The organism is Rothia sp. HMSC08A08 (assembly GCF_001808385.1).
GTDB classification, from domain to species: Bacteria; Actinomycetota; Actinomycetes; order Actinomycetales; family Micrococcaceae; genus Rothia; species Rothia dentocariosa.
The window spans coordinates 1-22912 of sequence record NZ_KV793059.1 but is presented as its reverse complement, the minus strand read 5'-3'; the positions used below and the strand labels follow the sequence as shown (position 1 = coordinate 22912).

Genomic DNA, 22912 nt, shown 5'->3' with positions numbered 1-22912 from the left:
CCAGCTGATATTTATCAGGAGAAAGGATGCGAATCATGACTACCAAGAAGGCTACCGCATGCGTATCTCTGGCTGTTGCTGGCATCTTAGCTTTGAGTGCATGCGGCTCAAATAGTGCGAATGATTCTTCAAGTTCGTCCTCGGCTTCTTCTTCATCAAGTTCATCTCGTGCTTCTAGTTCCACAGGAAGCTCCAACGCTGTGAATAACGGCGGTGGAACATCTGGAAATTCCGGTTCAGGCGCTAACGGTGGCGCAGGTGCGGAACAGAATTCCGGTAATGGTGCAGTGCAGGGTGACGGTGGTACCGGCGCTAATGGAGGCGGCACCCAGGCAGACCAGGGTGCTGGAGCTAACGGCGGTGTCGCTGGCGGCGGAGCTCAACAACAGGGCGCCCCCGGAAAGACAGCGAACCAAAATCCCGGTTCTGAAGGGTATGTGCAGGTTGCTGAAGACGGATCCTGGACTGCAACCGAACCCGACGGTGAGATCGTGAGGGTGTATCCCGATGGGTCGTGGGATCGGAGCAATCCAGCCACCGGAAACACCGATTGGGTGGGTGCCGATGGATCCTGGATTACAAATGAAAACGGTCTGCCCAATGGCTCCAATAAGAACTCACAGGTGCAACCTAACGGTACCTACGAGGTCAGGATGAACGGTGAAGCGTCTCATGAGACCCCAAGTGGAACGCCTGAAACCCCCGTGATGCCCAATGGTTCGAATGCGGTAACCCCTAAGGGAGCAGTTCAGCCGGCAAAGCGCTGATACCCCTTTGAAAGAAACGGTTAGGCGCGCATCCTCAACCATCGCAGGATGCGCGCCTCTCTGCGTCTATGAGGTGAAGGCTATCAAGAGCTACCCTCAGGAGCATCGTGACCCGCGGAAAATACTGCCCGGTATAGTTCGCGCTTACCTGAAATCTTGAACCTGCCACCGTGCTACAGGTAGCGTGGAGTACAGGTACACGATAAACACCCACCTCAGGAGGCTTTATGCGCGAGCAACACACTATGCCGAAAGATATTGCGGCGGCCCTGAAAAACGCGGGGTTACGCACCGACTATAAGGCTCGACCAGCGTATCAGCGCAACGACTATATTGGTTGGATCAACCGCGCCAAGACACCGGCGATGCGTATCGAGCGCCTCGAACAAATGCTCACCGAGCTGGCACAGGGCGGTATCTATATGGGCAAGGAACATAAGGCCTCACGTAAATAGGTTCAAGATGCACCGCCACGAGCAGTCATGCTGAAAACGCACCCTGATCTGTATTCTGCACTCTGCCAGGATATGGAACGCGATTTATCCTGTGTTAGGCAGTTTTGCTGAGCGTACCAGGAGCCTTGAACATGCGATTTAACAATATGAATTTTTCTGATGGTCACTATGTGCAGATACCCACTAGTTGGGATGCACAGGAATTTACCTACCGTTTTTTATCTGCAACCCCTCCGTGGGTTCGTACGATAATGCGGGTTCGTAACCGTGTTGTACAGAAAATAGGGTTTACAGTACAGCCCTCATCGAAATCCAAACAATTGGAAGTTACGGTTGGTTCATCAGCGGGCCCCTTTACTTTTACTGAGGTCACTGATGAGCATGTCATTGGTGGCCATAAGGATAAGCATATAGAGTTCTCCTCAAAATTCGTGGTTGCCGCTGCTGAGGAGGGCAGCAGGTCTGCGCGTGGCGGGATTGAAACACACGCCCAGCCTCAATCGGCTGTGGGGAAGGTGTACTTGACATGTATCTGGCCTTTTCACAAGGCTCTAGTACCTTACATGCTGCGTCAAGTCGATATAAAACCATGAGTGCAAAAGATTATGACCCTCGTATGGTTGATTTCTATGATGAAGACAACCCCGATGGGGCGGACCATGATTATTACCGTTCTCTAGCTCATCGGTTTAATGCCCAAAGAATCCTTGACCTAGGATGCGGTACCGGCATACTTACCGTAACTTTAGCTCAATCGGGGCGTGCTGTTATCGGTGTAGACCCGTCAGCATCAATGTTAGAGTACGCACGCAGTCGCCCTGGCGCTTCCAAAATCCGGTGGATTCTGGGGGATAGCCGAAATGTTCCCGACCATGGCTTCGATTTGGTAGTGATGAGTGGTAATGTGGCGCAACACATCCCTAGCCCACAGTGGGAAAAGACCTTGAATGACCTACATCGTATAATGCACTCAGGTGGAATGCTCGCGTTCGAGAGCCGTAATCCAGCATGTCGAGCCTGGGAAAATTGGACTACGTCTACTACGACTCGCTCCACACGGCACGGACTGATATCTGAATGGTCAGAAGCGGTTGCACCTGATAATAATGGGCAGGTTCTGTACCGCACTAACTATCACTTCATGGACTCTGGAGAGACTGCGGTCCAAGAAAGTATCCTAACTTTTCGAGATAAAAAGACATTAGGCTACCAGCTGCAGAATGCAGGATTTGAAATACACGCCGTATGGGGTGACTGGTGCCGCACCCCTTTTGATGGCACTCAACCGATTATGGTTTTTGAGGCTGTGGTGCCAACGAGGTAGATATGCAAAATAAAGCAGCATCATTATCTACATCAAGGGTATGCTGTTTACTGATGCGGAGGGTATTATGCGTACAACTGTGACTTTGGATGAAGAGATTGTTGCTAAAGCGGCTATGCTCACCGGTATTGAAGAACATTCTTCTCTAGTGCGTGCTGCCTTGGAAACTCTGGTACGTGTTGAAAACGGACGCCTGCTTGCTACATTAGGAGGTTCCGAACCTCAAGCCCAAGCAGCTCCACGGCACCAAGATATATGAGTGCATATAAGGGCGGTTTCTAACAAAAAGCACCCGTAACGCACAATAAAAAGCGGATCCTCGAAACAGAATGTTCGAGGATCCGCTTTTGCAGAATGTGGAAGAAGCTACTTCTTGTGTGTGACGCTCAAGTAGATGGAGATAGCGACCATCGCGGCGATAATCGAAAGAATCCAGCGGATCCAGTCGATACCGGCGGTTTCAGCAACGCCAAGCAGACCAGCTACCCAGCCTCCGACAAATGCGCCGACAGCACCCAAGATGATGGTCCAAAGAATAGAAATATTCTGCTGACCCTTCATGAACAGGCGGGCAAGGGCGCCAATAATAGCACCCGCAATAATCATCCCAATAAGCTGACCCATAGATACCTCCTTGCGGTTTGGATGAGTCATATACTGCGCAGAGTTCCATAGACTTTGCACACGAGCGATAATGTGTGGTTATCGCATATGAACCCTCAATTGTACAGTACAAATTACTTGATGGGTAAAATATACGTGTATGCGGTTCCAACCCGGACTGTACACTATGCGGAGCCTGCGAAGCTATAACCCCAGGAGCAGAAAAGAGCAGCTGGGGTAAGACGCGCTAAAAGGCAACGGGTTCTGGCTTGTTACCTCACCCATTTTCGGAATGCGGTTTATTTCCTGCTGCGCTTGAAATAGTGCCCCGGCGGGTAAATCGCCGGATCCTGCTTGTGCAGGAAGAATAATCTGATAACGCTTGAAATACGCAGGGTTAGTCTATCCGGTAGTGGAGCATACGGAAGGATTCCTTCAGGAATGGTAAACGCCGCGCTATCATGGCAGACAGTGCCCCGCTCTTCTTCCACGCCGGAAAGTCTGTCATCAGCCGTTTAGCGCTCACCAAGCGAAGGTTATGAGCCCAACGCTCGGGTTCATGATCGTCGTCGCATCCAAAAACGAATCGCGCGCGGGAGTGCTTAAGTGCTTCGTGCTGATCAGAATGCGAAACCATCCACGAGTTTATGACGTCGAACGCGATCTCACTGCCGTGAAAACGCTGCGCAAGATCGCGGAACAAAGCGCGTACCGTGTAACGGTCAAAGTACATCATCATGCCTTCAATCACGAACAGAAATTGGGCATTCGGCTGCAGATCGTTCAGCTCGTCCATCCAACCCGCGTCGAAGGCTGAGGTTCCCAGGAAAACTTCACTGCCTTGCGGGGGCAGCAACTTTATACGCAAAGTCATCACATCGGGTAAATCTAGGCTGTAAAACGGCACGTTCTGCGCGATTTCGCCGATGCGTTCCCGGCGGCTGTCTAGACCGCATCCAACATTAACGATCACCGGGTTAGGTTGGCGCTTGATGAAATCGGCCGCGAGCCGGTCAAAGTAATCTGAGCGAATCGCGGTGCCGACAACGGTGTGAATGACGTTATCAAATTTAGAGAAATTGTAGTCTAACTGCGAAACGATGCGCCCCGCTGCCTCGTCTTTGATGATTGGGTCGGGCTGTTGCGAGGCGAGGTGCTTCATGTACAGGGGGATAAGTAAGGTCTCGCTGATGGCATCTTCGATTTTCAGCATAGGAAAAGGCCCCTTTCAGCTTTGACGAGGAGGTTAGCTTATCCTTAGTATACCGCGCGAGAACCTTTATTTTTAGGGTCTTTTCCAAAGGTTTTTATGCGGCGGTGCAAGATTGAGGAGTGAGTGCTACATGGGCGAGGGGCGGCTCTAGACATGTAAAGAAGAACCGTGTGAGGCACATACTGGTGCATATTCAGGCTCTTATTCCGGCGTTACAACCACAACATGACAAATCGGGAGCATTTTCTTCATTCGGGAGCACTTTAACTGCTCCCGAATGAAGAAAATGCTCCCGGATTGAGCGTTACCGCAAGAGAAGAACTCTTCCATTACCTAAACAAATCCCACACGCTGAAGGTCGTGCGGCGGTAGATAGCCCCTTTTACGGCTCGCTTCGGGTTTTTCACAACCCCCATACCGCGCCTGCCATAACCAGGAATCACAGCTCTTTTTACGGCGCGTTTTGCCCGGCCGGTGGTGCGGGCCTTAATCATTCGTTTCACACTGGGTTTACGCATACCAATTCTCATACCTTTAGCCTACTCCCAGCGTCGCAAACATGCGTGCCGCATCGTCACGGGCACGCATAAAGGCGAGGCTTTGAGCGCATAGCCACCTCTTTGTAGCCATACGCCAAAACCTCGCCCGTATGAATAACTCAAGAGTTACATAACCACTACGAGTTTGCCGCGTGTATGTTTCTCGGCTACACGATCTTGCGCGGCGCCAAGCTCCTCAAGCGAGTATTTCTTCTCAATGACTGGGCGCAGCTGACCGCGCTCAACGGCATTGGTAATCCACTTCATGGCCTCGGACGATGCCTTGGTCGCCAGCAGGAAACCCACGCGACGGTTCGTGAACAGCGAGGTCAGCACCGCCGGAAGACCGTCAGGTGAGACCGTCATCATGCGCCCGCCCGGCTTCAAGTAGTTGCGGTAAAACGCGGTCACAACGCCTCCGCAGTCCAGGATCGCATCGAATTTCTCAACCTTTTCGGGGTCTGGCAGAGCCTCATGGTCGTATGCCTCAATCGAACCTAGCTCGCGGCACAGAGCTATATTTTCTTCGGCAGAAACGGTCGCCACCTGAGCCCCCAAAATCTGCCCGATCTGCAGTGCGGCATGCCCTACACCACCGCTGGCACCCACTACCAGCAGACGCTGACCGGCCTGGAGTTTCAGGTTCTTGCGGAGCACCTGCAGGGCGGCAAGGCTCACGAGCGGCAGTGCCGCCGCATCAATCTGGTTCTGGATGCGCGGCGCATGGTGAATCCGGTTCTCACGGAATAGCACGTATTCGGCCGCCGTACCGGTGGGCGCCATCGAAATGGAGCCGTTGAACCCCCACACAATATCGCCAACTTTGTAGTCCATAACGCCGGTGCCCACGCTGACAACCTCGCCGAGCGCATCCACACCGGTACCTTTGGGGAAGCGTTTGCCCGTAAAAAGCCGCATTTCGCCTTCGCGCACGATCACGTCAATGCGATTCACACTGAAGGCCTGCACGCGTACCAACACCTGGCCGGGGCGGGGAGATGGCACGGGAACCTCGTTGATCGTGAGCAGATCAGACCCACCAAATTTGTCGTATTGTACGGCGCGCATTGTGGTTGGTAGCGACATATTTATCTCTTTCTTATCGGTCATTGCGGAAGCATCGGTGTAGGATGCACGGCATTCGACATGAGAACCGCAGCTGTGTAATGGGCGACGGCACCCAAAATAATGCCTCTGTGTTTAACTCTAACCTGTATGCGTGCCAAACCGTGATAAATGACGGTTTTACGACGGGCACCCGGGTATATTTCCAGGCGTACAAACCTGCAGCACATGCCTGAGCGCATAATAAAAACCCTTGATGTGAATAAAACGTTGAAGAATCGTGCTTGATTCACATAACGACCCTTTTTAGCATGGGTGCTATGACGACTACATCTGTGTACTGTCTTTTCTTCGACGGTTATGAGACTCTCGACGCTATGGGACCTATCGAATTTTTGCATCGTGTGCCTGATGTGCGTATGCGGTATATCTCGGTGGCGGGCGCATCCGAAAACGGTGGTTCATTGGTACGTTCCGCCCAGGGCTTTACCCTCAAGACAGAAATTGTTGAGAGTCTTCCTCCGGGGAGCATTCTTCTGATTCCAGGAGGTATAGGTACGCGCTCTCTCGTCATGAACGACCTATTCCTGCAAAACCTTGCGAAATTGGTACAGCAAAGCCAAACCTGCCTGACGGTCTGCACCGGAGCGGCACTTCTTGCTGCCACAGGTGTTCTTGACGGGAAGCCTGCTACTACTAACAAACGTGCCTTCGAGTGGGTGCGTGGGACGCGCCCACAGGTGAGGTGGCAGCAGAAGGCGCGTTGGGTGAGCACAGAGAAGTTTTATACATCCTCGGGAGTTTCGGCGGGTATGGATATGACTCTAGGTTTTATCGCCGACCGGTGGGGTTTGGAAACGGCTCAAGAGATCGCGTCCCGCTGCGAATATCTGTGGCAAAATGACCCGGACACTGACCCATTTGCACATTCTGCTGAGTTCGAATCAGCGTAGCTTCCTCCCAGCGCATAAAAAGACCCTTTATACGAATAAAGCGTTAGAAAATCCGCTTGATTCGTATGAAGAGCCTTTTTTACAACACTAGGGAGAGGGGAGGGGAGAACAGGGCAGCAAGCCTAGTGCGTCGTAACACCACCATCCACGCTCAATACCGCGCCGGTCACCCATTCGGCCGCATCCGATGCCAAAAACGCGGCGGCACGCCCAATATCATCAACATTCCCGATGCGCCCCAACGGAATCAACGCCGAGGCATTTTGCTTCATGTGCTCCTGCGCTTCAGGCGGCATCGCAGAAACATTGCGCAGCAATTGTGGAGTTTCGACCATTCCCGGCGCAATCGCATTCACGCGTACCCCGGCGGAACCCGCCTCAAACGCTAATGACTGTGTGAAAAGATTTAACGCGCCCTTTGTCATGGAATAGACAGTCGAAGGCCGCCCCGGAAGCATCCGCTTCGAAAAATATGACGAAATGTTAACAATATTGCCAGAATTTTTAGCGAGTTCAGGCAATAACTTTTGTGCCAAGAAATACGGGGCTTTGACGTTGAGATTAAAATGCTCGTCAAAAGCGTTCTCGTCGGTTTGCTCAAAGGGAATAAACCGTGCAATACCGGCATTATTGACCAGCACATCAATACTTCCCAAAATATCAAGGGCGTGCTCGGCGGCGCGGTTTACCTCAGAAATATCCGTTAAATCTGCTGCGAAGGTGTGCACGGTCACGGGGTATTCGCTCAAGCGTGCGCTGGCTTCTGCAAGTTTTGTGGGGGTGCGAGCAATGAGGAATAGGTTAGCACCTTGGCGGGCAAATTCTTCGGCAATACCGTAGCCGATACCGTCGCTGCCGCCGGTAATAACGGCATTCTTGCCGGAAAGAGCAGAATTGGTATTCATGATGATCTCCTTGGGGGAGGGAATGAGTGATAAAGAGTAATTCCCGCATAAAACCTGCTATCTCAGGCGAGAGCAGCGAATGTGCTGCGGGCATTTAGGAATTTGCTGAAGTTGAATGAAAGCGGCTAGAGAGCTTTACTCGCCTTTTATAAAGGCCATAAAGGCGGCGCCGTCAAGATAAATGCTGGAGGCAACAATTTTGCCGTCTCGCACTGTGAGAAATTCCGGAACCTCAAAAATCTGGGTGGCTCCTGCGGGGGAATTTGCAGTGTAGCGCGCAATAACCGCCGCTTTATCACCTTCAACCACAAGATGTGCAAGCTCAACATTAGTGGTGGAATTAAAAAAATTTCCGGCACCCTGCAGATAATCTTGTTTGCCAAGATTTTGTTCTGCACTGTTGAATCCGTAGGATAATTTATCGGAAATGTAGTCTTGCCAATTTTCGGCGTGAATTGCCGAATAGTAATTCAGGACGGTCTGCTTAGTAGTCATTTGACCCTCTCGCGAATAGAATATATGACATGCGGGTATAACCCACGCATTTAACTGTAACAGACATGTTCTATTTATTAGGGTAATAACTACGTGATTGATTCATCTAAGCCATTGCGAGCTGATGCGCGGCGCACGGTCAATATCGTGCTTCACGCCGCCGAACAAGTATTGCGCCGAGACCCAACCGCCTCGCTAGAGCAGGTGGCTACGGTTGCAGGAGTCACTCGAACAACTATTCATCGCAGATTCGCCAGCCGCGAGGCTCTTCTCGCGGAGCTGAGTAATATTGCCGTTAGAGAATTTTATGAAGCATTTGAGTCAGCAAGTCCCGAGACCGCTCCTGTAATGGTGGCGCTGCATCGCCTGACCGTTAACGTGATGCGGGTGAAGGCGATCTGGTTGTATGCGATGGCGCATCTGAGTGACGATGATCCCGCCGTGATTACAAAACAGCGCACTCTTTTAGGGCGTTTGGGTAAGGTTTTTGAGCGTGCACAGCGTGAGGGCTATATCTCTGCAGATGTAGACCTTATCTGGGCGCAGCGTATGTTCCGTGCCATGACTGACGAGGCGGTAGCTGGTATCACCGGCCCCGGTATGGGGGCTAAAGCCCCGCCAATGCCTACCGGGCCGGATGATTTAGCCAGACTGGAGGCGGTTGTAGACGATGCCGAGCTAGACCGCCTGACCACTTTGATTATGCACACTTTGTTCACTGGAATTGGAACTCACGAACCCTCTATATGACATGCAATCAGTGAGATGGATACAAGACCTTATTCGGTAGAAAGTATCTAACCTAGCTCGTGAAATATTGCATTATTGCCCGCCTTGGGTCATAAGAGCGAAGGGTAAAAATACGCAGAGTTTAGCCGCGTTTCGGTAGTCCACCAGGCAGATACCCACTGGGAAAAAAGTCGGTGAGAAACGACATATACTCCTCAACAAAAGGTATGGATCACCCCGCAATACCGTGGGGAGCCGGTAGACGCTATTGTGCACTAGAACGGTCTCATCTAGCCAACGTGAGAATTAGGGGGTCTGGAGCTCGCAGCACTCAACGCCCCACGACGTGGGCGGCGTACGGTATGTTTTTGTGGGCCTCCACCTTGTCACGCTCATGGTGTGCTTCGAGTAGAAACACTCGATGTAATCGAACATCAGGGGAGAACCGGGGAACCTGTTTGCCAGTGTGCGTACAAAATTCGGTGAGCTACGTCAAAATATCTAATGGATAAGGTGCGCTCATAATAATTCTGATACATCCCTACAATTCAATATACGCTTCGCCTGTGTCAAAAACGAGAGGCGGAGCTATATTTTTCTGTAAAAACTTAATGGAGAAATTTTTTATAAAACCTTGGCTAAATAAATTCGAATATTTCTATATCAATGTAAAAAATTTCGTTCTCAGAATAATTATTGTGATGATTCCTCGATATCTCTTGTGTCTCGGTCCTCAATTATGTTTAGGGTTGAATTGTTCATGTCACCGATGAATGGAGTTTATGATGGCTTTTCGCTATTCTCGTTCGGCTATGACCGGTGCTGCTATTTTCACCCTTGCGGGTGTGACGGTTCTTCCGCTCGTGCAGGCAAACGCAGCGCCTGCAAGTCCTCAGGATGAGGCTCGTTCTGGGTCCACTCAGGGCCAGCCAAATTCTGCAGCACAGAACGGTCAGGATCAGGGCCAGCAGCAGGGCGCCAATGCTAACGGTCAGGGCCAGCAGCAGGGCGCCAATGCTGATGCTCAGGGTCAGCAGGCTCAGGGTCAACAACAGGGTGCACCCGCATCCCAGAGCAGCTCAAACTCGAATTCTGCATCACAGAATAATCAGAGCCGTCAGAGCCAGCCCTCCGCACCCGCGAATCAGAACTCCGGTTTTATTGCGATTACCTCTGTCGATGGATTCATTGACCCGCAGAATACTGATAACGTTCTGTCTGTAGAGACTACGGGGATCGATAATACCCACCGTGTACAATACGAGCCGCGTGTTCAGGAACTTGATGAGTTCGGGAACATCGTTAATGATGACGTTAGCAACGGTGGAGGGTCTAGCCTTGGTTCGGACGGGAGCTTCGGGATGTACGTGAGTGTTGATGGCACTAAGATTAACCCGAACCACCAGTACCGAGTCTACATTGATGCGTTCGATCAGGATGCTATGACGACGAGTTATGCGTACTACCCCATCGTGGTTTGGAACCGTACCTACATTCCGGTTGTTCCTCTGTCGGCAGCACGGTAATTAATACGCCGTATTATCTTTTGCATTTTGTTTAGTGTATTAGATTTCTGAAAATAAAATATATTTTCGGCTCAAGGGTCTTCGGGGGCATGTTTTAGTGATATGCATGCTGTTGAAGACCCTTTGAGTCGTGTTGACACATTAGTTTATGTATATATTTTCCATCGAAACATTCATGTTGTCATAAAAATAAATATCAAGAAATAATGCTAAAAATGCTAGACCTAAACTCAACCATGTATTACATTTAACAGTATTCCACTAACCGATGAATGGAGTACAAAATGTCCAATACCCGTTTTATCCTGACCGGCGTGAGTGCGCTTGCCCTCCTAGGTGCATCCGTGGTGCCGTCCGTTCCTTCCTTCGCCACTGAAGGGAACGCTGGTGCGCAGACTCAGCAGGCTATCTCTACGCTTCCGGGTGGCCAAAATACTGGCGCTAATAACACCAATGGGAACAACACAAATATTAATACAGGGGCTAAAGTAACTTCCGTTGAGGGCGGCCCGCTGAACCCTCTGACAGGGCAGAACAACCTTACGATTACTGGTGAGGGGATTGACCTCAACAAGTCTTTTGACGGTTTAGGTGCAGAGGTTTACGAGGTTGATGCAGACGGCGACTTCACTGGCGAGAACTTAGTTCAAGACGGCGGAGGCCTTGTTGTGACGGAAGACGGTCATTTCCGTGGCACTGCCAAGGTTAAAGGCGATTTCGATCCCCAGAAACACTATGTTCTCTACATTATGAGCTACCCCGGGCACGGTAACCGCACAATAGAGGCTAAACAAGATCTGCCTGTACAGCAGGTTGACAGCAAGGACCTGCAGTCTTCCGTAACCCTGACCACCAACTCCTCGAAGTCAGATAAGCTCAGCAGCCACCTGAACACCAATGTCTTGACCCTGACCGGAACCCATTTTGATGACGTGAAGCAGGTCAAGATAAAAGTTGAGGGTCTGGATGAGAACGGACAGGTTAACGAAACTCTTGCCACCAAAGACGTCTCGGCAGAGGTGAAGAACGGTAACTTTACTACTCAGATTCAGATTCCTGGATCCAAGATTCAGGAAGGTAAGCACTATCGGGTGCTTATTGAATCCAGCAGCGACGACTGGGTAAGGGCTGTGACCAAGGATTTTTATGGCGATACGGATGATGAGGTTGTAGGCATCATTAACGGTGCACCCCTTAGCCGCAGTGCCGCTGAGAATCACCTGAAGGTTGCTGGCGGCGGGTTTAACCCTGCAGCAGCGGCTCAGAACGGCTCCAAGGTTCGGTTGATTTTCACCGAATACAATGTTGAGCTTGATGATCCCAGCAGCGATGAGATCGTGAATACGACTGTTACCCCGAAACCGAACGGCGACTTCGAGGGCGACCTGACTATTCCCGGTAATAAGCTGCAGGCAGGAAAGAAATACGTGGTACGCGCATACCTTGAATACGCGGATGGCGGAGTCGCAAGCGATATTACCCTCAAGACCCTGGTTCCGACCACGAACTAGGCTTTATTAAGAGAAAATCTCTGTGCTGACACCCCTAGAAGAAGATAAGGTGCTACATAAACCTAAAATTTCCTTCTAGGGGTGTTGCATGGGTAAATCGACCGGTACGATTTTATAAAACCCCAGTGTAGATGCCTTCGCCAGGAGATAGATGATGCGCGCCTTCCTCTGTTCTTACTTCGCCGGTGTAGAACCCGCCTTCAAAAATTTCTTGCGCGGCAACCCATCACAACAGCAGGTGGTGTTTATTCCTACCGCCAGCACGGTTGAAAACACAACTTTCTACGTTCAGGATGCCCTGAACGTTTTCAAAAATTTAGGGCTAACCCCCGATATTCTCGACATTGCAGAAGTTGATTCAGAAACCGCGAAGTTGCGCATCGAACAAGCTGAAGTTCTCTATATTTCGGGCGGCAATACGTTCTATTTGCTGCAGCAGCTCAAATCCAAAGACCTCATCAATTTCATTGTCGAAAAGGTGCGCCACGGCATGATGTACGTGGGGGAGTCGGCTGGAGCTATGGTCGCTTCGCCTGATATTGAGTATGCACGAGTTATGGACGACTCTGACGCTGCTCTGGGAATGTTCAATTTTAAGGCGTTGGGAATTGTTGATTTTTACCCAGCGGTGCACGAGGAAGAAGAACCTTTTATACAGGCGGTACGCCGTATGAAAAGCGAATATTCGGATAAGCTAGACCTTGTGCCTATCAACAATAGCCGTGCGATTCGGGTTGAGGGCGGCGTTCGCTTTATCGTCTAGGTTTTCTCCATCGGGCAGAAACCCACCGCATAGCGTGTTCACCTTGAACACGGCAGACTTCGGGAGCATTTTAACCGCTCCCGAATGAAGAAACTGCTCCCGCTTCACCCGCTTACCAGTTTATGATCGTAATTCTGGTCTTTCTTAGTCTTGCGGAACCCTGAACGTGATGCAGTAGAACTGATCATTCCAGAGCAAGCTGGTGTTTGTATCCTCCATTTCTTCGGGTATCAGCGCCTCAATCTCTGAGAGATCGAAGGTGGCGTTCTTGTAGGCTTTACGGGTGAGGACGTTCTTCTTGTACTGCGAATCGATGTAGTCGGAAGTTTCGTCTGCGATCATAATTTTCGTGCCGGGTTTGGCCACCCGAATCATTTCTTTGATCGCGCGTTTTTTATCGCTAAAGAAGTTAATGCCGCCCACGTGCAGCACCACGTCAAAGCTCTGATCGATGAAGGGCAGGTCCTCGGCGGCACAGTTCACCAGGTTCAGGTTCGCGCGCCCACCCCAGATTTTCTGGCATTTCTTGAGCATCCCGAGCGAAATATCGGCACCCGTCCAGTCGATTGCACTCACCTCAATATCGTCGGGCAGGTACCGTAGGTCGGTGCCTGTGCCGATTGAAACGTACAGCGCCGAGCAGCCGGGAAACCACTCTAGTTCTTTCATGAACTGCTGGCGCATCTGTGCGACTTCATTGCCGTAAGCGAGACGCCCAAACCACCGTTCGCCTAGGTCGTAGACGGAGGCTAAGCGGTTGTAGAATTTCATGTATTTGGCGTTATCGCCCTGAACCTGCGCTTCATCCAGGCACAGCAGAATGCCATTCTCTTCGGCGGGAGGGTTGGTGTGGAATTCGGGCTTGAGCTTATCGAGTAGCGTGGTTGACATGATATAGCTTTCGGATTGGTGATAATCAAGGACGATGTCTGCTGTTAAAAACATGACCTCGTAAGCACAATTGTAGATATATCGTCCTTGACGGTCTTCATCCAAAATATTGATTTTTGTTCTCTGGATGCGCGTTGCTGCTAAAGGGCAAGCGAGCCCCACACCATGAAGGCGGCACAGAGGAAGAAACTAGAAGGCACTAGCCGGACGCAAAGACAGCGTCTCGCGGGTTCCGATAAAAACATGCGCGCCAAACGCCAACGCCATGAGTGCCCCGGCAATAACAAAAGGTACCACCCTACAATCCTCCCAGAGCTATAGTGCACAAGCGGTAATACGTCTAAACCTTTATCGCGCTGCCTCATGGGCGCGATTAGACTCCGAGCCGGTCATGGATACCTTTCGTCTTACGATTTCCTATAGATTTTCCAGGCGCTATGAATCAGTGGAATCTGCAGAGGCAAACGACCGAACGCCACAACACGCTTAAACGCTGACTCATGCCGCCAATCCCACGCCATTTGCACATTCGCCGGGAACACCGCAGTGTACAGGGCGATAGCCGCGAGGGCACCCGCCCGGCGGGTTGTTGGGACGGTCAGCAGCCCTGCGATACCAAGCTCAGCAGCCCCCGAAGCATAGGTGTAGAACCGTGCGGAGCCCGGCAGAGCACGAGGCACGATTGCGTCGTAATGTTCGGGTTTCGCGAAATGCAGAACACCCGTGACCCCTAGAAAACCGGCTGTTACCACGGGCGCTATATGTTTCTTACCGCCGGAGCGGGAATCATCAGATACGTTTTTCTTCAAGCTCATAATTCTAGTTTTGCACATCCGCACTACTACCGCCGGATGATTTTTATGGATTCTCTAGGGCATCGCACATGCGTGGTTCCGCACCTCTAAAACTGAGTAAATTCACATTTCTACCGCACAGCATGAGCCTTACACGTCGTGTAACGATAGCGAATCTATATCAGAACAGGGTAGAATGAGTGAACCGGTGCTAAGACATCACGGAAAGGCCCGTGAGGGCACCCAATCACTGATCCCATGAAAGGAATCCTCTCTTATGAAGAAGCTCATTGTACTTGCTCTCGTCGGCGCAGCAGCATTTTTCGTGTACAAGAAGAAGTTCGCAGCCTAAGCTAGAGTCAGCAGTTTTGATGGGGTACATAAAGCCCACATGAACTGAATACACAGCAGATTTGCGTGAGCCCCGCATCCAGAAGGTTGGATGCGGGGCTCACCGCTTGCTTACACACGTTTATCAGGAACTATCCGGTCGGCAAATCTCCGTTCATAACAATCTTTTCCTGAGCGGAATCCCAGGTGAACGTCGCTTGGGAAGACCCCACAGAGGCCGAAATCTGGTTCGCAGAATTCCGTGAGACCGAAGGGGAACCCTGAATCGGGTTGAGCGTGCCGGTTCCCAAGTAGTCTCCGTGATGGAACAGCATAATATGTGACGCACCATCGGAAGACCCGACCGTAATCCACGAGAGCTCCGCACTCGAATCGAAAGTCGAAGTATCCGCCGAACTCAGGGACCACGAATGATGACCGCGAAGTTTACTCGCATTAGATTCCAATGCCGAACGCCCGCTTGAGGATGAAGACCCCGAATTAGAGTTTGACGATGCGGTTACCGTAACGGTACTTGCCTCCGGCTGTGGGTTGGCGGTTACCGTTACTACAGATACGCTCGGACTTGGAGAGGCTGAAGAACTGGTAGCGCTTGCTGTGGGAGAGTGAGTTGGGCTGGCTGATACGCTGGTTGAAGCGGATGAAGAACTAGATGAGCTGGAACTGCGTGCCGCCTGCGAACTGCTGCCCGAATCGGTGGATGCGCCAAACGGGTTACCGCAGGAAGAAAGCAGAAGCGCCGCGCCAGCGCAGAAAACTAGCGGTTTTACAGGAAATCTAGACATGAAAAACTCTTTTCGTATCGGTGCGTGTTGTTACTCCTAGTTTACTGGCGGCAACTCGCCGGTGCGGGAGACCTGCCGGGTTTGCGGGTCGAAAGTATACACGCTAATAGCCCGCCCCGTTGCACAAGCGTTGCATTCATCAGCTTTGGGGTATACATAACGAACCTCGACGCTCGTGGGCGATAGCCGGTGAGGCACAAACTTTCCAAAAGGCTTTTGTTCTGCAACCCCGATGAACTCACCGTGGCTGAAAAACAGTAAATGTGCTGGAGAACTACCCGTTCCATTTTTGAGATCCATGGTAATCCACGAGAATTCCGCACACGGATCGTAGGTATTTAGCTCGGGGTTTTTGGTAGGAATATTTTCGGGCACTTTAGATGTGTCCCAAGGAGAGCCTTCGCTTGTGTCTCCGTCCCATGTGTAGGGTGGTATCTCCTGCCCATATTTTTCGAGAGCCTGCTGATCTGTCAATGTTCCGCACTGCTGCGAGGGGGTGGACGAACTCTGCTCGGCTCCGAAAGGAGCGCCGCACGAGGTAAATAACAGCGTCAGAAGAGCACCAAAAACTATAATTCTGAGACGGGATTTCAGAGAGGAAAGCTTCGTGTTTGCCGGATACATTGCGTTATAGTCCTTACCTTATACATGTGAGGTTGTAAACATTAGATACCGTCTGCAAATTCTCAACCGTGAGAGTAGGCCGTAAGTATCTGATACCTAAAAACATCAGCCGCCGTAAAAGACAATGTTAAGGTTCCACCTTTAAACTTACGACGTTATTTGCCAGAATGCCACGATATCCGTCATGTATAGTAGCCCGGCGTCTGTCAATTTCCTGTATCTCTTCGCAACAGCATGAATGTACGACGAGACCGCGCCGCCCGGCTCTTACGCGACAGTTCCCCTTGCGCAGGGGCAGAGAATGCGCGACAATGAGGAAATGGCTGAAATTACTTTTCAAAATAACCTTGCAGTTCACACTAGCGGCAACCTTCCCGCCGTCGGTTCTAAGCTCCCCGCATTCTCCGTACTTGATGCCGATCTCGCTGAGGTCACCGGCTCCCAGTTCGCGGGCAAGAACATTATTCTGAATATCTTCCCCTCCGTCGATACCAGTGTGTGCGCAACCTCCGTACGCACCTTCAATAAGGATGCTGCCGCACTAGACAATACTGTGGTGCTGTGCGTCTCGAACGACCTTCCGTTCGCCATTGGCCGCTTCTGCGCTGCTGAGGGGATTGAGAACGTTATTACCACCTCCGCATTCCGCTCATCCTTCGGACGGGACTTCGGCGTGACAATGACCGACGGACCTCTCGAAGGGCTCCTTGCTCGCGCCGTCGTAGTCGTGAACCCCGCCGGCGAGGTAGTGTACACCGAGCTCGTTCCCGAAATCACCAACGAGCCCAATTACGAGGCAGCGCTCGCAGCTCTTAAGTAAACGCAGTTGAGCCTATCAGGCAGGCGCCATGCTCGGTTTCCGTGCCGTGGTGCCTGCTTTTTGTTCTGCCGTCTGAAACTATTGCGCTGGTTCGTGTGGAGTCTCTTCTACGCGATCGTGTTCCGCGCGATGGCGTGTAAGCTCGTCGGCGACCAGCATATGTTGAGGCAGAGAACCGCGTTTCTTTGCTGCCGCATAACGCCCCACCAGAAGCGCCATATACACAGCCATCGCCACCAGGAGCATCGACCCCGGGGCAATAATCAACGCCACTGCCGCCGCGATCACCGAGAAAAGCACCGTGAGTCTATCGGGGTTAGCGCGGTAGGCATCAAGGGCAAGTACCGTAAAGAGCGCAGTCATTACGAAGTCGAACCCCTCAAGATGCGCCAGAAAACTCGACCCCAAGAAGAACCCGAGTGTGGAACTGAGGATAACGCTCACATGCATTCCCGCATGAATCCACAGAATGCGTGACCCTCTTAGAGTATGCCGTTCCGGTCCACTGTTGAGGGCAAAAGCCTCGTCGATGAGCGTATAGACGGTGTAAAACTTAGCGAGAGAGCCGTGCACACGCTCGATAGGGTAGGACAGCCCATACATGAGGTGCCGTGAATTGATGAGTAGCGTCATCACCGCAACAGATACCAGCGAGGCACCCGCTGTCATCATCGTCAGCAATACGAACTCTACAGACCCGGCGAATAAAACTCCCGGAAGCAGGGGCGCAAGCCACCAAGGAAAACCCAAGCTGTGTATCACAACACCGAGCCCAATTCCCACGAAGAATAGACCCAGCATCACAAGGGATGCAACGCGCATTGCCTCACGAAATCCGCTCTCGCCAGTGCGGCGGAGTTCAAGACTAGAGGTGCCGCCTGTACGTAAAGCCTGTTCTCGTTCCTGCACCACCGGGATGCTGCTGGTTGCCAGACCTGCGGAGGCGATAATATCGAGAAGCTGTTCGTTGCTGGTTTGTTGCGGCGCCTCCCCAAGGTGGCGGTTGGGGCGTGAAGATCTTTCAAACATAGTATGCCCCTAGAAAACCCAGTTGATGAGAATAACGCAGGTGGCGGTACCGGCGATCATGCTGTACACCATATTCTTCTTCCACAGGTGCACGAGCGCCGTCACCACAAATCCGGCAAGATAGGGAACTGCGGTGTGCGTGGATGAAAAGTCAATACGGCTTATCGCATAGATCGCCAGAAGTGCTACGGCTCCGAGGGGGATCCAGTGGCTGAGCGCATCCAGAATTTCAGAACCCGCAAGGGCTTTCTTGAGGCCAAAGGGGAGTACCCGCAGAACAAAGGTTACAGCAGCCGCCACCAGAACGGCGCTGATGATATAACCGTTATCAATGTGACCGTTAATCATGGGGGTTCTCCTGCGAGTTGTCGTGATGAGTGAACGTGGTGCCTAAGGTTTTCGCCTGGTCTGATGTGCCGCCTTCTGCAGCCGTTAGTGCTGTGTTATTCTCCGGGGCGGGTATCTGGCCTTCCGGTAGTGTTCCCCGCGATTTTGCGATGAAGAACCGTATTATCAGCAGGGCAGTGTAGGTTCCCATCGACACCAGAAGCATGGAACCGGGGGCCAGGATAATGCCTATTGTGCCGGAGATCAGCGTGAGAAGAGCCGTGACATTATCCCGTTGAGCGCGGTAAGCATCAATCGCGAGGATCGTAAACAGCGCCGTCATGGCGAAATCCATACCCTCAAGGTGGCTCAGAAACGATGCACCAATAAAGAACCCGGCGGTTGTTCCTGCCACCCAGCTGATGTGCAGGAATGTACTCACCCATAGAATACGTGCGTGAGAGAGCGTATTCCGGTCGGGGCCGGTGTTGAGCGCGTAGGATTCGTCGCAGAGCGTGTATATGGTGTAGAGCTTCGCCCAGAAACCCTTCACATTCTGCAGTGGGAAGGAAATACCGTACACCAGGTGGCGGGAGTTCACGAGCAGAGTTGTGAAGCCGATAGCACCTACACTGGCTCCGGTTGCGATCATTTCTACCACCAGGAACTCGACGGAACCGGCGTAAACGATGAGGGATATTGCGGGCGCAAGCCACCACGGTAAATGGTGAGCACTAATAATAACGCCCAAACCTAACCCCAACACCACGAAACTTGCAAGCACCACGCTGGATGCCCGTAAAGCCTGTTTGAAGCCGCTCTCGGTGGGGTTATGACCGATCGCGGCGTAATGTTCTGCGTCGCTTGTTTCCTTCGCGGTATCTTTCATGGTGCCTCTCAGCAAGAGTGAAAATGAGTCTTCAATTATCCTATCCAATTTTAGGGAAGTTTTATGTACTTCGTTTTGCTGTACGGAATATCAGGGGAGGAATAAAGATGTGGTGCCTGCGTTATGCTCAATGTACAAGCGACAGTTTCACCGTGTTAAGGAGTATTGCTGATGAATAAAGCGCCTGCTGAGAAAACAATAGTACGCCGCGAGTCTGAGGACTACCGCGAAGTTCGTGTAGAACGGGTTGATCGCCTGCGGTACCGGGCACATGGTGCGAATGGGGCAACCCTGGACTTCGGGGTGGGTGATGGGCTTCTAACTCCGGTGGAGCTCTTATTAGCGGCGATCGCCGGATGCTCCTCGGTCGATGTGGATGCGGTCACCACCCGCCGTGAAATCCCACAGGTATTCGAGGTACTTGCTTCCGCACTGAAGAAGCATGAGGACGGTGCGGTACGTCTTGATGATGTTGAGGTCGATTTTGATGTGCAGTTCCCTGAAACCGAGGCGGGCACGCAGGCCGCTAAGATGGTGGATCGGTTAATTCGTTTGAGCGCTGAGAAGGACTGCACGGTCTCTCGTACGGTAGAGCATTCGACGAAGGTTGAGTTTCATAACGTGAATGCTGAGTAGGGCTTTGCTGGATTATCGTATTGGCCTTGAATTTAAACATATATTTTTGCCGAGCAGATTATTAAAAGTTATCTGCTCGGCATTTATCGCAGGGGGCTTTGATGCGGAAACATATTACATATAGTGCGCAGAATCATCAGCAAGGTCGGTGCCTTGAGGGTTTTCGGTCAGATATTGGATAATGGCTTTTTTGTCGTGAAGTATTTCTTCAATCTGAGCCTGGTCTTCTGAACTGTGGATGTGTGCCCACCGACCCTTCTCCTGTCGGAAGATAACATGCGCGGCTATGGAGTATTCTTTGGTAGCTTTTATTGAAAACTTGGCTGCTGTTTTATTGTCTCTGGTTCTGAGGTGGAAAATATCAGGAAACGAAATATCTTCACCTCCACGGAAATTTTTACCCCAAGGAGAATAACTATATTTATTAATACAATTAAAATGTGTTGTAATAATTTTTCCTGTTCGAGTATGGTATTTAATAGTACCGTCTGAGTGAATACTAAAGTACTCCATTTCGTATGCGTAGAGGAAATTCGCGCTAAGTAGTGCTGTACCGCCGAAAAGAATGGTATTCCATGTTCCGGTCCATGCCATATCCCACGGAATGATTAAGGCATCTATTGTTAAACCTAGCGCTGTCACATTCAGCCATCCTTCAAACTGGTGATACTTCCTCTTAAATACGTAGGGGAGCTTCTTCTCTCGCGATCTGCGCACCGCATCGTAGGTGAGGTAGAGGATGGCAATGGCAACAGTGATAATAATGATCATGGTAGTTCTGCTCATGTTTTCTCCCTATTCCTTATTATGTGATGTAGTAACTGTGATCTAGTTGGCTAAACTCAGGCGAACTACGCCGATAATATCAGTAGTTCCCTGAAAATTTTGTGGCGTTATCTGTACTCTTGCGTATCTTGAGCTCATTCGCCGCACAGAGTTGAACCTTGAAGAGTTTATATACCGTCAAGACATCATCTATATCGGAGGCGGTAACACTGCGAACCTCTTAGCTGTGTGGAGATTGCATGGACTTGACCGTGTGCTTCGCAAAGCATATGTCGAGGGAGCGGTTCTATCGGGGATAAGTGCAGGTGCAGCTTGCTGGTTCGAGTCATGTCTGACCGATTCGTTTGGTGGTTTAGAGGCGCTCAATGACGGTTTGGGCATACTGCCTGGCAGCTTCTGCCCTCATTTCAATACTGAACCTGGTCGTCCCAGAAGTTTTTTGCAGACACTACAAAGCGGTACTTTACCGCCAGGAGTAGCTTTAGACGATGGGGCGGCAGTTCGATACTGCAACGAGGTAGTAGATGTAGTCTATCGAAGTGTGAGCAATGCTGGTTTATATAATCAGACGGCAAAAGGTATATGTGCTGTGGAGTTGTAGTACGTTTACCAGCAGGTTTCGACTGCGCAACGAAGCTCTTGATATGTAAATTTTGAGAATGCATTTTGATAGTGAAAATACTTGATATATCAAGCGAAAAGCGGGAGTTGTGTAGGGTGTGCCACTATGTAACCGGATTCGACACGTGTTATTAAAACTTTATTTTTAACCTCAGGTGCAGATTTTACCTGGGAATCTTAAGTGTGCTTCTAGTGGGTGCTACATGAAGGATCTTATTCTCTTCAATCCCTGGAATTGCAGGGGATGTATGAGGGGGTAAAAGTCCTTAAGAGGTCCCTGGATATGCAGGATTTTTGAAATGTTTATTGTAGACAAAAAAGGGTGCAAGCTGAGTGATGTTCACTTAAATGTTATAAACATGCTTGTATGCCTAGTGGAGCCCCTGTAGCCTGGGAATTGGATACTTAGTCTAGGCTACCCTTGAGGGTTTACTCCTGCGGTAGTTGAAAGTTTCCGTGCACACGAAGCCGACATAAAAGAGGTTTACATATGACTTCTCATCAGCGGAAATCTCCCGGAATTAAGAAGGCGCTGGTTACGACCGGCACCGCCGCATCCTTGTTGGGTGCATCCTTCGTGGCAATGCCTGCTACGTTTGCTAACGTGCCGGATCAGGTTCCCACCTCTCCTGCATGTGACTGCCAGCCCGGTCAGCCGGGACAGCCTGGTCAGGGCGGTCAGGGTCAGACCGGTCAGCCTGGCACCCCTGGTGATAACGGTCAGACCAGCACTCCCGGCGGTGGCAACGGTCAGACTGGTGACAATGGTCAGCCTGGTCAGGGCGGTCAGGGCCAGACCGGTCAGCCTGGTGATCACGACAGTGATCACCCTGACACTCCCGATACACCTGACACTCCCGATACACCTGGTGATCACGACAGCGATCAGCCCGGTACCCCCGGTCAGGGTCAGACTGGTCAGCCTGGTACTCCCGGTCAGGGCGGTCAGGGCCAGACCGGACAGCCTGGTCAGGGCGGTCAGGGCCAGACCGGTGACAATGGTCAGCCCGGTACTCCTGCTCAGCCTGGCACCCCCGGTCAGGGCGGTCAGGGTCAGACCGGACAGCCTGGTCAGGGCGGTCAGGGCCAGACTGGTCAGCCCGGTACTCCCGGTCAGGGCGGTCAGGGTCAGACCGGACAGCCTGGTCAGGGTCAGACTGGTGACAATGGTCAGCCCGGTCAGCCCGGCACTCCTGGTCAGCCTGGTACCCCCGGTCAGGGCGGTCAGGGTCAGACTGGTGACAATGGTCAGCCCGGTACTCCCGGTCAGCCTGGTACCCCCGGTGGTAACAACGGTGGCAATGGCGGTAATGGTATTGGCGGTAACGGCGGTAACGTGACCCCCGGTAACCCCGGTCAGCCTGGTACCCCCGGTGGTAACAACGGTGGCAATGGCGGCGACGGCATTGGCGGTAACGGTGGCAACGTGACCCCCGGTAACCCCGGTCAGGGCGGCAATGGCGGTAATGGTATTGGTGGTAACGGCGGTAACGTGACCCCCGGTAACCCCG

General features: G+C 51.6%; 26 protein-coding genes and 1 pseudogene. 14 read left to right on the top strand and 13 right to left on the bottom strand.

The features are described from left to right. Positions 1–35 precede the first annotated feature (35 nt). The 5 genes from HMPREF3164_RS02725 (at position 36) to HMPREF3164_RS02705 (ending at position 2805) form a co-directional block, all read left to right on the top strand. Positions 36–767 carry a 1,4-beta-cellobiosidase gene (locus HMPREF3164_RS02725; RefSeq protein WP_070448714.1) on the top strand — a complete coding sequence of 244 codons (732 nt, stop codon included), beginning with the start codon at positions 36–38 and terminating at the stop codon, positions 765–767. 227 nt (positions 768–994) lie between these two features. Beyond that, positions 995–1222, top strand: coding sequence for a YdeI/OmpD-associated family protein (locus HMPREF3164_RS02720; protein ID WP_013397528.1), 228 nt, complete (start codon positions 995–997; stop codon positions 1220–1222). A 131-nt stretch (positions 1223–1353) separates the two neighbouring features. Then, positions 1354–1815: a DUF2867 domain-containing protein gene (locus tag HMPREF3164_RS02715; RefSeq protein ID WP_070448713.1), complete on the top strand. Its 462-nt coding sequence runs from the start codon at positions 1354–1356 to the stop codon at positions 1813–1815. Then, a complete protein-coding gene (locus HMPREF3164_RS02710; RefSeq protein WP_070448712.1) occupies positions 1812–2546 on the top strand; it encodes a class I SAM-dependent methyltransferase in 735 nt (244 codons plus the stop codon). Before HMPREF3164_RS02715 ends, HMPREF3164_RS02710 begins: the two co-directional genes overlap by 4 nt. A 67-nt stretch (positions 2547–2613) precedes the next feature. Beyond that, positions 2614–2805, top strand: a complete 192-nt coding sequence (locus HMPREF3164_RS02705) for a type II toxin-antitoxin system VapB family antitoxin (RefSeq protein WP_070448740.1) — start codon at positions 2614–2616, stop codon at positions 2803–2805. A gap of 107 nt (positions 2806–2912) precedes the next feature. On the opposite strand, the gene HMPREF3164_RS02700 is transcribed toward HMPREF3164_RS02705, so the two are convergent. The 3 genes from HMPREF3164_RS02700 to HMPREF3164_RS02685 all read right to left on the bottom strand — a co-directional run bounded on the left by HMPREF3164_RS02700 (position 2913) and on the right by HMPREF3164_RS02685 (position 6011). After that, on the bottom strand, positions 2913–3170 hold the full coding sequence (locus tag HMPREF3164_RS02700) for a GlsB/YeaQ/YmgE family stress response membrane protein (protein WP_037231102.1): 258 nt from the start codon (positions 3168–3170) through the stop codon (positions 2913–2915). 376 nt (positions 3171–3546) lie between these two features. Then, positions 3547–4362: a class I SAM-dependent methyltransferase gene (locus HMPREF3164_RS02695; RefSeq protein WP_070448711.1), complete on the bottom strand. Its 816-nt coding sequence runs from the start codon at positions 4360–4362 to the stop codon at positions 3547–3549. Positions 4363–5027: 665 nt separating this feature from the next. After that, a complete protein-coding gene (locus tag HMPREF3164_RS02685) occupies positions 5028–6011 on the bottom strand; it encodes an NADP-dependent oxidoreductase (protein ID WP_246822574.1) in 984 nt (327 codons plus the stop codon). Between the two features lie 275 nt (positions 6012–6286). Between HMPREF3164_RS02685 and HMPREF3164_RS02680 the strand changes: the two genes are divergently transcribed. Further along, the gene (locus HMPREF3164_RS02680) at positions 6287–6919 is read left to right on the top strand and encodes a DJ-1/PfpI family protein (protein WP_070448739.1); all 633 of its coding nucleotides are present in this window, start codon (positions 6287–6289) and stop codon (positions 6917–6919) included. Between the two features lie 122 nt (positions 6920–7041). Here the strand turns inward: HMPREF3164_RS02680 and HMPREF3164_RS02675 are convergent, their stop codons facing one another. Beyond that, complete coding sequence (locus HMPREF3164_RS02675) at positions 7042–7824, bottom strand: SDR family NAD(P)-dependent oxidoreductase (protein ID WP_070448708.1); 783 nt, start codon at positions 7822–7824, stop codon at positions 7042–7044. Positions 7825–7959: 135 nt separating this feature from the next. Then, entirely contained in the window at positions 7960–8319 is a 360-nt protein-coding gene (locus HMPREF3164_RS02670; RefSeq protein WP_070448707.1) for a nuclear transport factor 2 family protein, read from the bottom strand. 93 nt (positions 8320–8412) lie between these two features. On the opposite strand from HMPREF3164_RS02670, the gene HMPREF3164_RS02665 reads away from it, so the two are divergent. The 4 genes from HMPREF3164_RS02665 (at position 8413) to HMPREF3164_RS02650 (ending at position 12848) form a co-directional block, all read left to right on the top strand. Beyond that, positions 8413–9069, top strand: a complete 657-nt coding sequence (locus HMPREF3164_RS02665; RefSeq protein ID WP_070448706.1) for a TetR/AcrR family transcriptional regulator — start codon at positions 8413–8415, stop codon at positions 9067–9069. A 752-nt stretch (positions 9070–9821) separates the two neighbouring features. After that, positions 9822–10574, top strand: coding sequence for a protein argonaute-2 (locus HMPREF3164_RS02660; RefSeq protein WP_070448705.1), 753 nt, complete (start codon positions 9822–9824; stop codon positions 10572–10574). A gap of 284 nt (positions 10575–10858) precedes the next feature. Next, on the top strand, positions 10859–12085 hold the full coding sequence (locus tag HMPREF3164_RS02655; protein WP_246822573.1) for a histidine kinase: 1227 nt from the start codon (positions 10859–10861) through the stop codon (positions 12083–12085). A 151-nt stretch (positions 12086–12236) separates the two neighbouring features. Then, on the top strand, positions 12237–12848 hold the full coding sequence (locus HMPREF3164_RS02650; protein WP_070448703.1) for a Type 1 glutamine amidotransferase-like domain-containing protein: 612 nt from the start codon (positions 12237–12239) through the stop codon (positions 12846–12848). A gap of 144 nt (positions 12849–12992) precedes the next feature. Here the strand turns inward: HMPREF3164_RS02650 and HMPREF3164_RS02645 are convergent, their stop codons facing one another. The 4 genes from HMPREF3164_RS02645 to HMPREF3164_RS11135 all read right to left on the bottom strand — a co-directional run bounded on the left by HMPREF3164_RS02645 (position 12993) and on the right by HMPREF3164_RS11135 (position 16044). Continuing rightward, positions 12993–13739: a class I SAM-dependent methyltransferase gene (locus tag HMPREF3164_RS02645; RefSeq protein WP_141744097.1), complete on the bottom strand. Its 747-nt coding sequence runs from the start codon at positions 13737–13739 to the stop codon at positions 12993–12995. 407 nt (positions 13740–14146) lie between these two features. Then, positions 14147–14554 carry a DoxX family protein gene (locus HMPREF3164_RS02640; protein ID WP_070448702.1) on the bottom strand — a complete coding sequence of 136 codons (408 nt, stop codon included), beginning with the start codon at positions 14552–14554 and terminating at the stop codon, positions 14147–14149. Positions 14555–15015: 461 nt separating this feature from the next. Further along, on the bottom strand, positions 15016–15669 hold the full coding sequence (locus HMPREF3164_RS02635) for an LppP/LprE family lipoprotein (protein WP_070448701.1): 654 nt from the start codon (positions 15667–15669) through the stop codon (positions 15016–15018). A 36-nt stretch (positions 15670–15705) separates the two neighbouring features. Continuing rightward, the gene (locus tag HMPREF3164_RS11135; RefSeq protein WP_168160742.1) at positions 15706–16044 is read right to left on the bottom strand and encodes an LppP/LprE family lipoprotein; all 339 of its coding nucleotides are present in this window, start codon (positions 16042–16044) and stop codon (positions 15706–15708) included. Positions 16045–16612: 568 nt separating this feature from the next. Between HMPREF3164_RS11135 and tpx the strand changes: the two genes are divergently transcribed. Then, positions 16613–17113 (top strand): thiol peroxidase, encoded by a 501-nt coding sequence (gene tpx, locus HMPREF3164_RS02625; protein WP_070448737.1) that lies wholly within the window; start codon positions 16613–16615, stop codon positions 17111–17113. A 78-nt stretch (positions 17114–17191) separates the two neighbouring features. On the opposite strand, the gene HMPREF3164_RS02620 is transcribed toward tpx, so the two are convergent. From HMPREF3164_RS02620 to HMPREF3164_RS02610, 3 genes are read right to left on the bottom strand one after another with little or no spacing between them, the layout of a single operon-like run. After that, complete coding sequence (locus HMPREF3164_RS02620; RefSeq protein ID WP_070448700.1) at positions 17192–18142, bottom strand: AzlC family ABC transporter permease; 951 nt, start codon at positions 18140–18142, stop codon at positions 17192–17194. Between the two features lie 9 nt (positions 18143–18151). After that, the gene (locus HMPREF3164_RS02615; protein WP_070448698.1) at positions 18152–18490 is read right to left on the bottom strand and encodes a branched-chain amino acid transporter permease; all 339 of its coding nucleotides are present in this window, start codon (positions 18488–18490) and stop codon (positions 18152–18154) included. Then, positions 18483–19358: an AzlC family ABC transporter permease gene (locus tag HMPREF3164_RS02610; protein ID WP_070448697.1), complete on the bottom strand. Its 876-nt coding sequence runs from the start codon at positions 19356–19358 to the stop codon at positions 18483–18485. The genes HMPREF3164_RS02615 and HMPREF3164_RS02610 overlap by 8 nt, the downstream gene beginning before the upstream one ends. Positions 19359–19529: 171 nt before the next feature. Here HMPREF3164_RS02610 and HMPREF3164_RS02605 point away from each other — a divergent pair, with 171 nt between their 5' ends. Then, positions 19530–19994 carry an OsmC family protein gene (locus HMPREF3164_RS02605; RefSeq protein WP_070448694.1) on the top strand — a complete coding sequence of 155 codons (465 nt, stop codon included), beginning with the start codon at positions 19530–19532 and terminating at the stop codon, positions 19992–19994. 114 nt (positions 19995–20108) lie between these two features. Here the strand turns inward: HMPREF3164_RS02605 and HMPREF3164_RS02600 are convergent, their stop codons facing one another. Continuing rightward, a complete protein-coding gene (locus HMPREF3164_RS02600) occupies positions 20109–20780 on the bottom strand; it encodes a hypothetical protein (protein ID WP_246822572.1) in 672 nt (223 codons plus the stop codon). 109 nt (positions 20781–20889) lie between these two features. Between HMPREF3164_RS02600 and HMPREF3164_RS10800 the strand changes: the two genes are divergently transcribed. Both HMPREF3164_RS10800 and HMPREF3164_RS02595 read left to right on the top strand, forming a co-directional pair. Then, positions 20890–21381, top strand: coding sequence for a Type 1 glutamine amidotransferase-like domain-containing protein (locus tag HMPREF3164_RS10800; RefSeq protein ID WP_083297321.1), 492 nt, complete (start codon positions 20890–20892; stop codon positions 21379–21381). 510 nt (positions 21382–21891) lie between these two features. After that, positions 21892–22912: pseudogene (locus tag HMPREF3164_RS02595) on the top strand (hypothetical protein); the annotation flags it as partial.

Bases quoted from the DNA above. Each gene is read 5' to 3' on its own strand.
- HMPREF3164_RS02725 (WP_070448714.1), top strand. From the start codon at position 36: ATGACTACCAAGAAGGCTACCGCATGCGTATCTCTGGCTGTTGCTGGC.
- HMPREF3164_RS02720 (WP_013397528.1), top strand. From the start codon at position 995: ATGCGCGAGCAACACACTATGCCGAAAGATATTGCGGCGGCCCTGAAA.
- HMPREF3164_RS02715 (WP_070448713.1), top strand. From the start codon at position 1,354: ATGCGATTTAACAATATGAATTTTTCTGATGGTCACTATGTGCAGATA.
- HMPREF3164_RS02710 (WP_070448712.1), top strand. From the start codon at position 1,812: ATGAGTGCAAAAGATTATGACCCTCGTATGGTTGATTTCTATGATGAA.
- HMPREF3164_RS02705 (WP_070448740.1), top strand. From the start codon at position 2,614: ATGCGTACAACTGTGACTTTGGATGAAGAGATTGTTGCTAAAGCGGCT.
- HMPREF3164_RS02700 (WP_037231102.1), bottom strand. From the start codon at position 3,170: ATGGGTCAGCTTATTGGGATGATTATTGCGGGTGCTATTATTGGCGCC.
- HMPREF3164_RS02695 (WP_070448711.1), bottom strand. From the start codon at position 4,362: ATGCTGAAAATCGAAGATGCCATCAGCGAGACCTTACTTATCCCCCTG.
- HMPREF3164_RS02685 (WP_246822574.1), bottom strand. From the start codon at position 6,011: ATGACCGATAAGAAAGAGATAAATATGTCGCTACCAACCACAATGCGC.
- HMPREF3164_RS02680 (WP_070448739.1), top strand. From the start codon at position 6,287: ATGACGACTACATCTGTGTACTGTCTTTTCTTCGACGGTTATGAGACT.
- HMPREF3164_RS02675 (WP_070448708.1), bottom strand. From the start codon at position 7,824: ATGAATACCAATTCTGCTCTTTCCGGCAAGAATGCCGTTATTACCGGC.
- HMPREF3164_RS02670 (WP_070448707.1), bottom strand. From the start codon at position 8,319: ATGACTACTAAGCAGACCGTCCTGAATTACTATTCGGCAATTCACGCC.
- HMPREF3164_RS02660 (WP_070448705.1), top strand. From the start codon at position 9,822: ATGGAGTTTATGATGGCTTTTCGCTATTCTCGTTCGGCTATGACCGGT.
- HMPREF3164_RS02655 (WP_246822573.1), top strand. From the start codon at position 10,859: ATGTCCAATACCCGTTTTATCCTGACCGGCGTGAGTGCGCTTGCCCTC.
- HMPREF3164_RS02650 (WP_070448703.1), top strand. From the start codon at position 12,237: ATGATGCGCGCCTTCCTCTGTTCTTACTTCGCCGGTGTAGAACCCGCC.
- HMPREF3164_RS02645 (WP_141744097.1), bottom strand. From the start codon at position 13,739: ATGTCAACCACGCTACTCGATAAGCTCAAGCCCGAATTCCACACCAAC.
- HMPREF3164_RS02640 (WP_070448702.1), bottom strand. From the start codon at position 14,554: ATGAGCTTGAAGAAAAACGTATCTGATGATTCCCGCTCCGGCGGTAAG.
- HMPREF3164_RS02635 (WP_070448701.1), bottom strand. From the start codon at position 15,669: ATGTCTAGATTTCCTGTAAAACCGCTAGTTTTCTGCGCTGGCGCGGCG.
- tpx (WP_070448737.1), top strand. From the start codon at position 16,613: ATGGCTGAAATTACTTTTCAAAATAACCTTGCAGTTCACACTAGCGGC.
- HMPREF3164_RS02620 (WP_070448700.1), bottom strand. From the start codon at position 18,142: ATGTTTGAAAGATCTTCACGCCCCAACCGCCACCTTGGGGAGGCGCCG.
- HMPREF3164_RS02615 (WP_070448698.1), bottom strand. From the start codon at position 18,490: ATGATTAACGGTCACATTGATAACGGTTATATCATCAGCGCCGTTCTG.
- HMPREF3164_RS02610 (WP_070448697.1), bottom strand. From the start codon at position 19,358: ATGAAAGATACCGCGAAGGAAACAAGCGACGCAGAACATTACGCCGCG.
- HMPREF3164_RS02605 (WP_070448694.1), top strand. From the start codon at position 19,530: ATGAATAAAGCGCCTGCTGAGAAAACAATAGTACGCCGCGAGTCTGAG.
- HMPREF3164_RS02600 (WP_246822572.1), bottom strand. From the start codon at position 20,780: ATGAGCAGAACTACCATGATCATTATTATCACTGTTGCCATTGCCATC.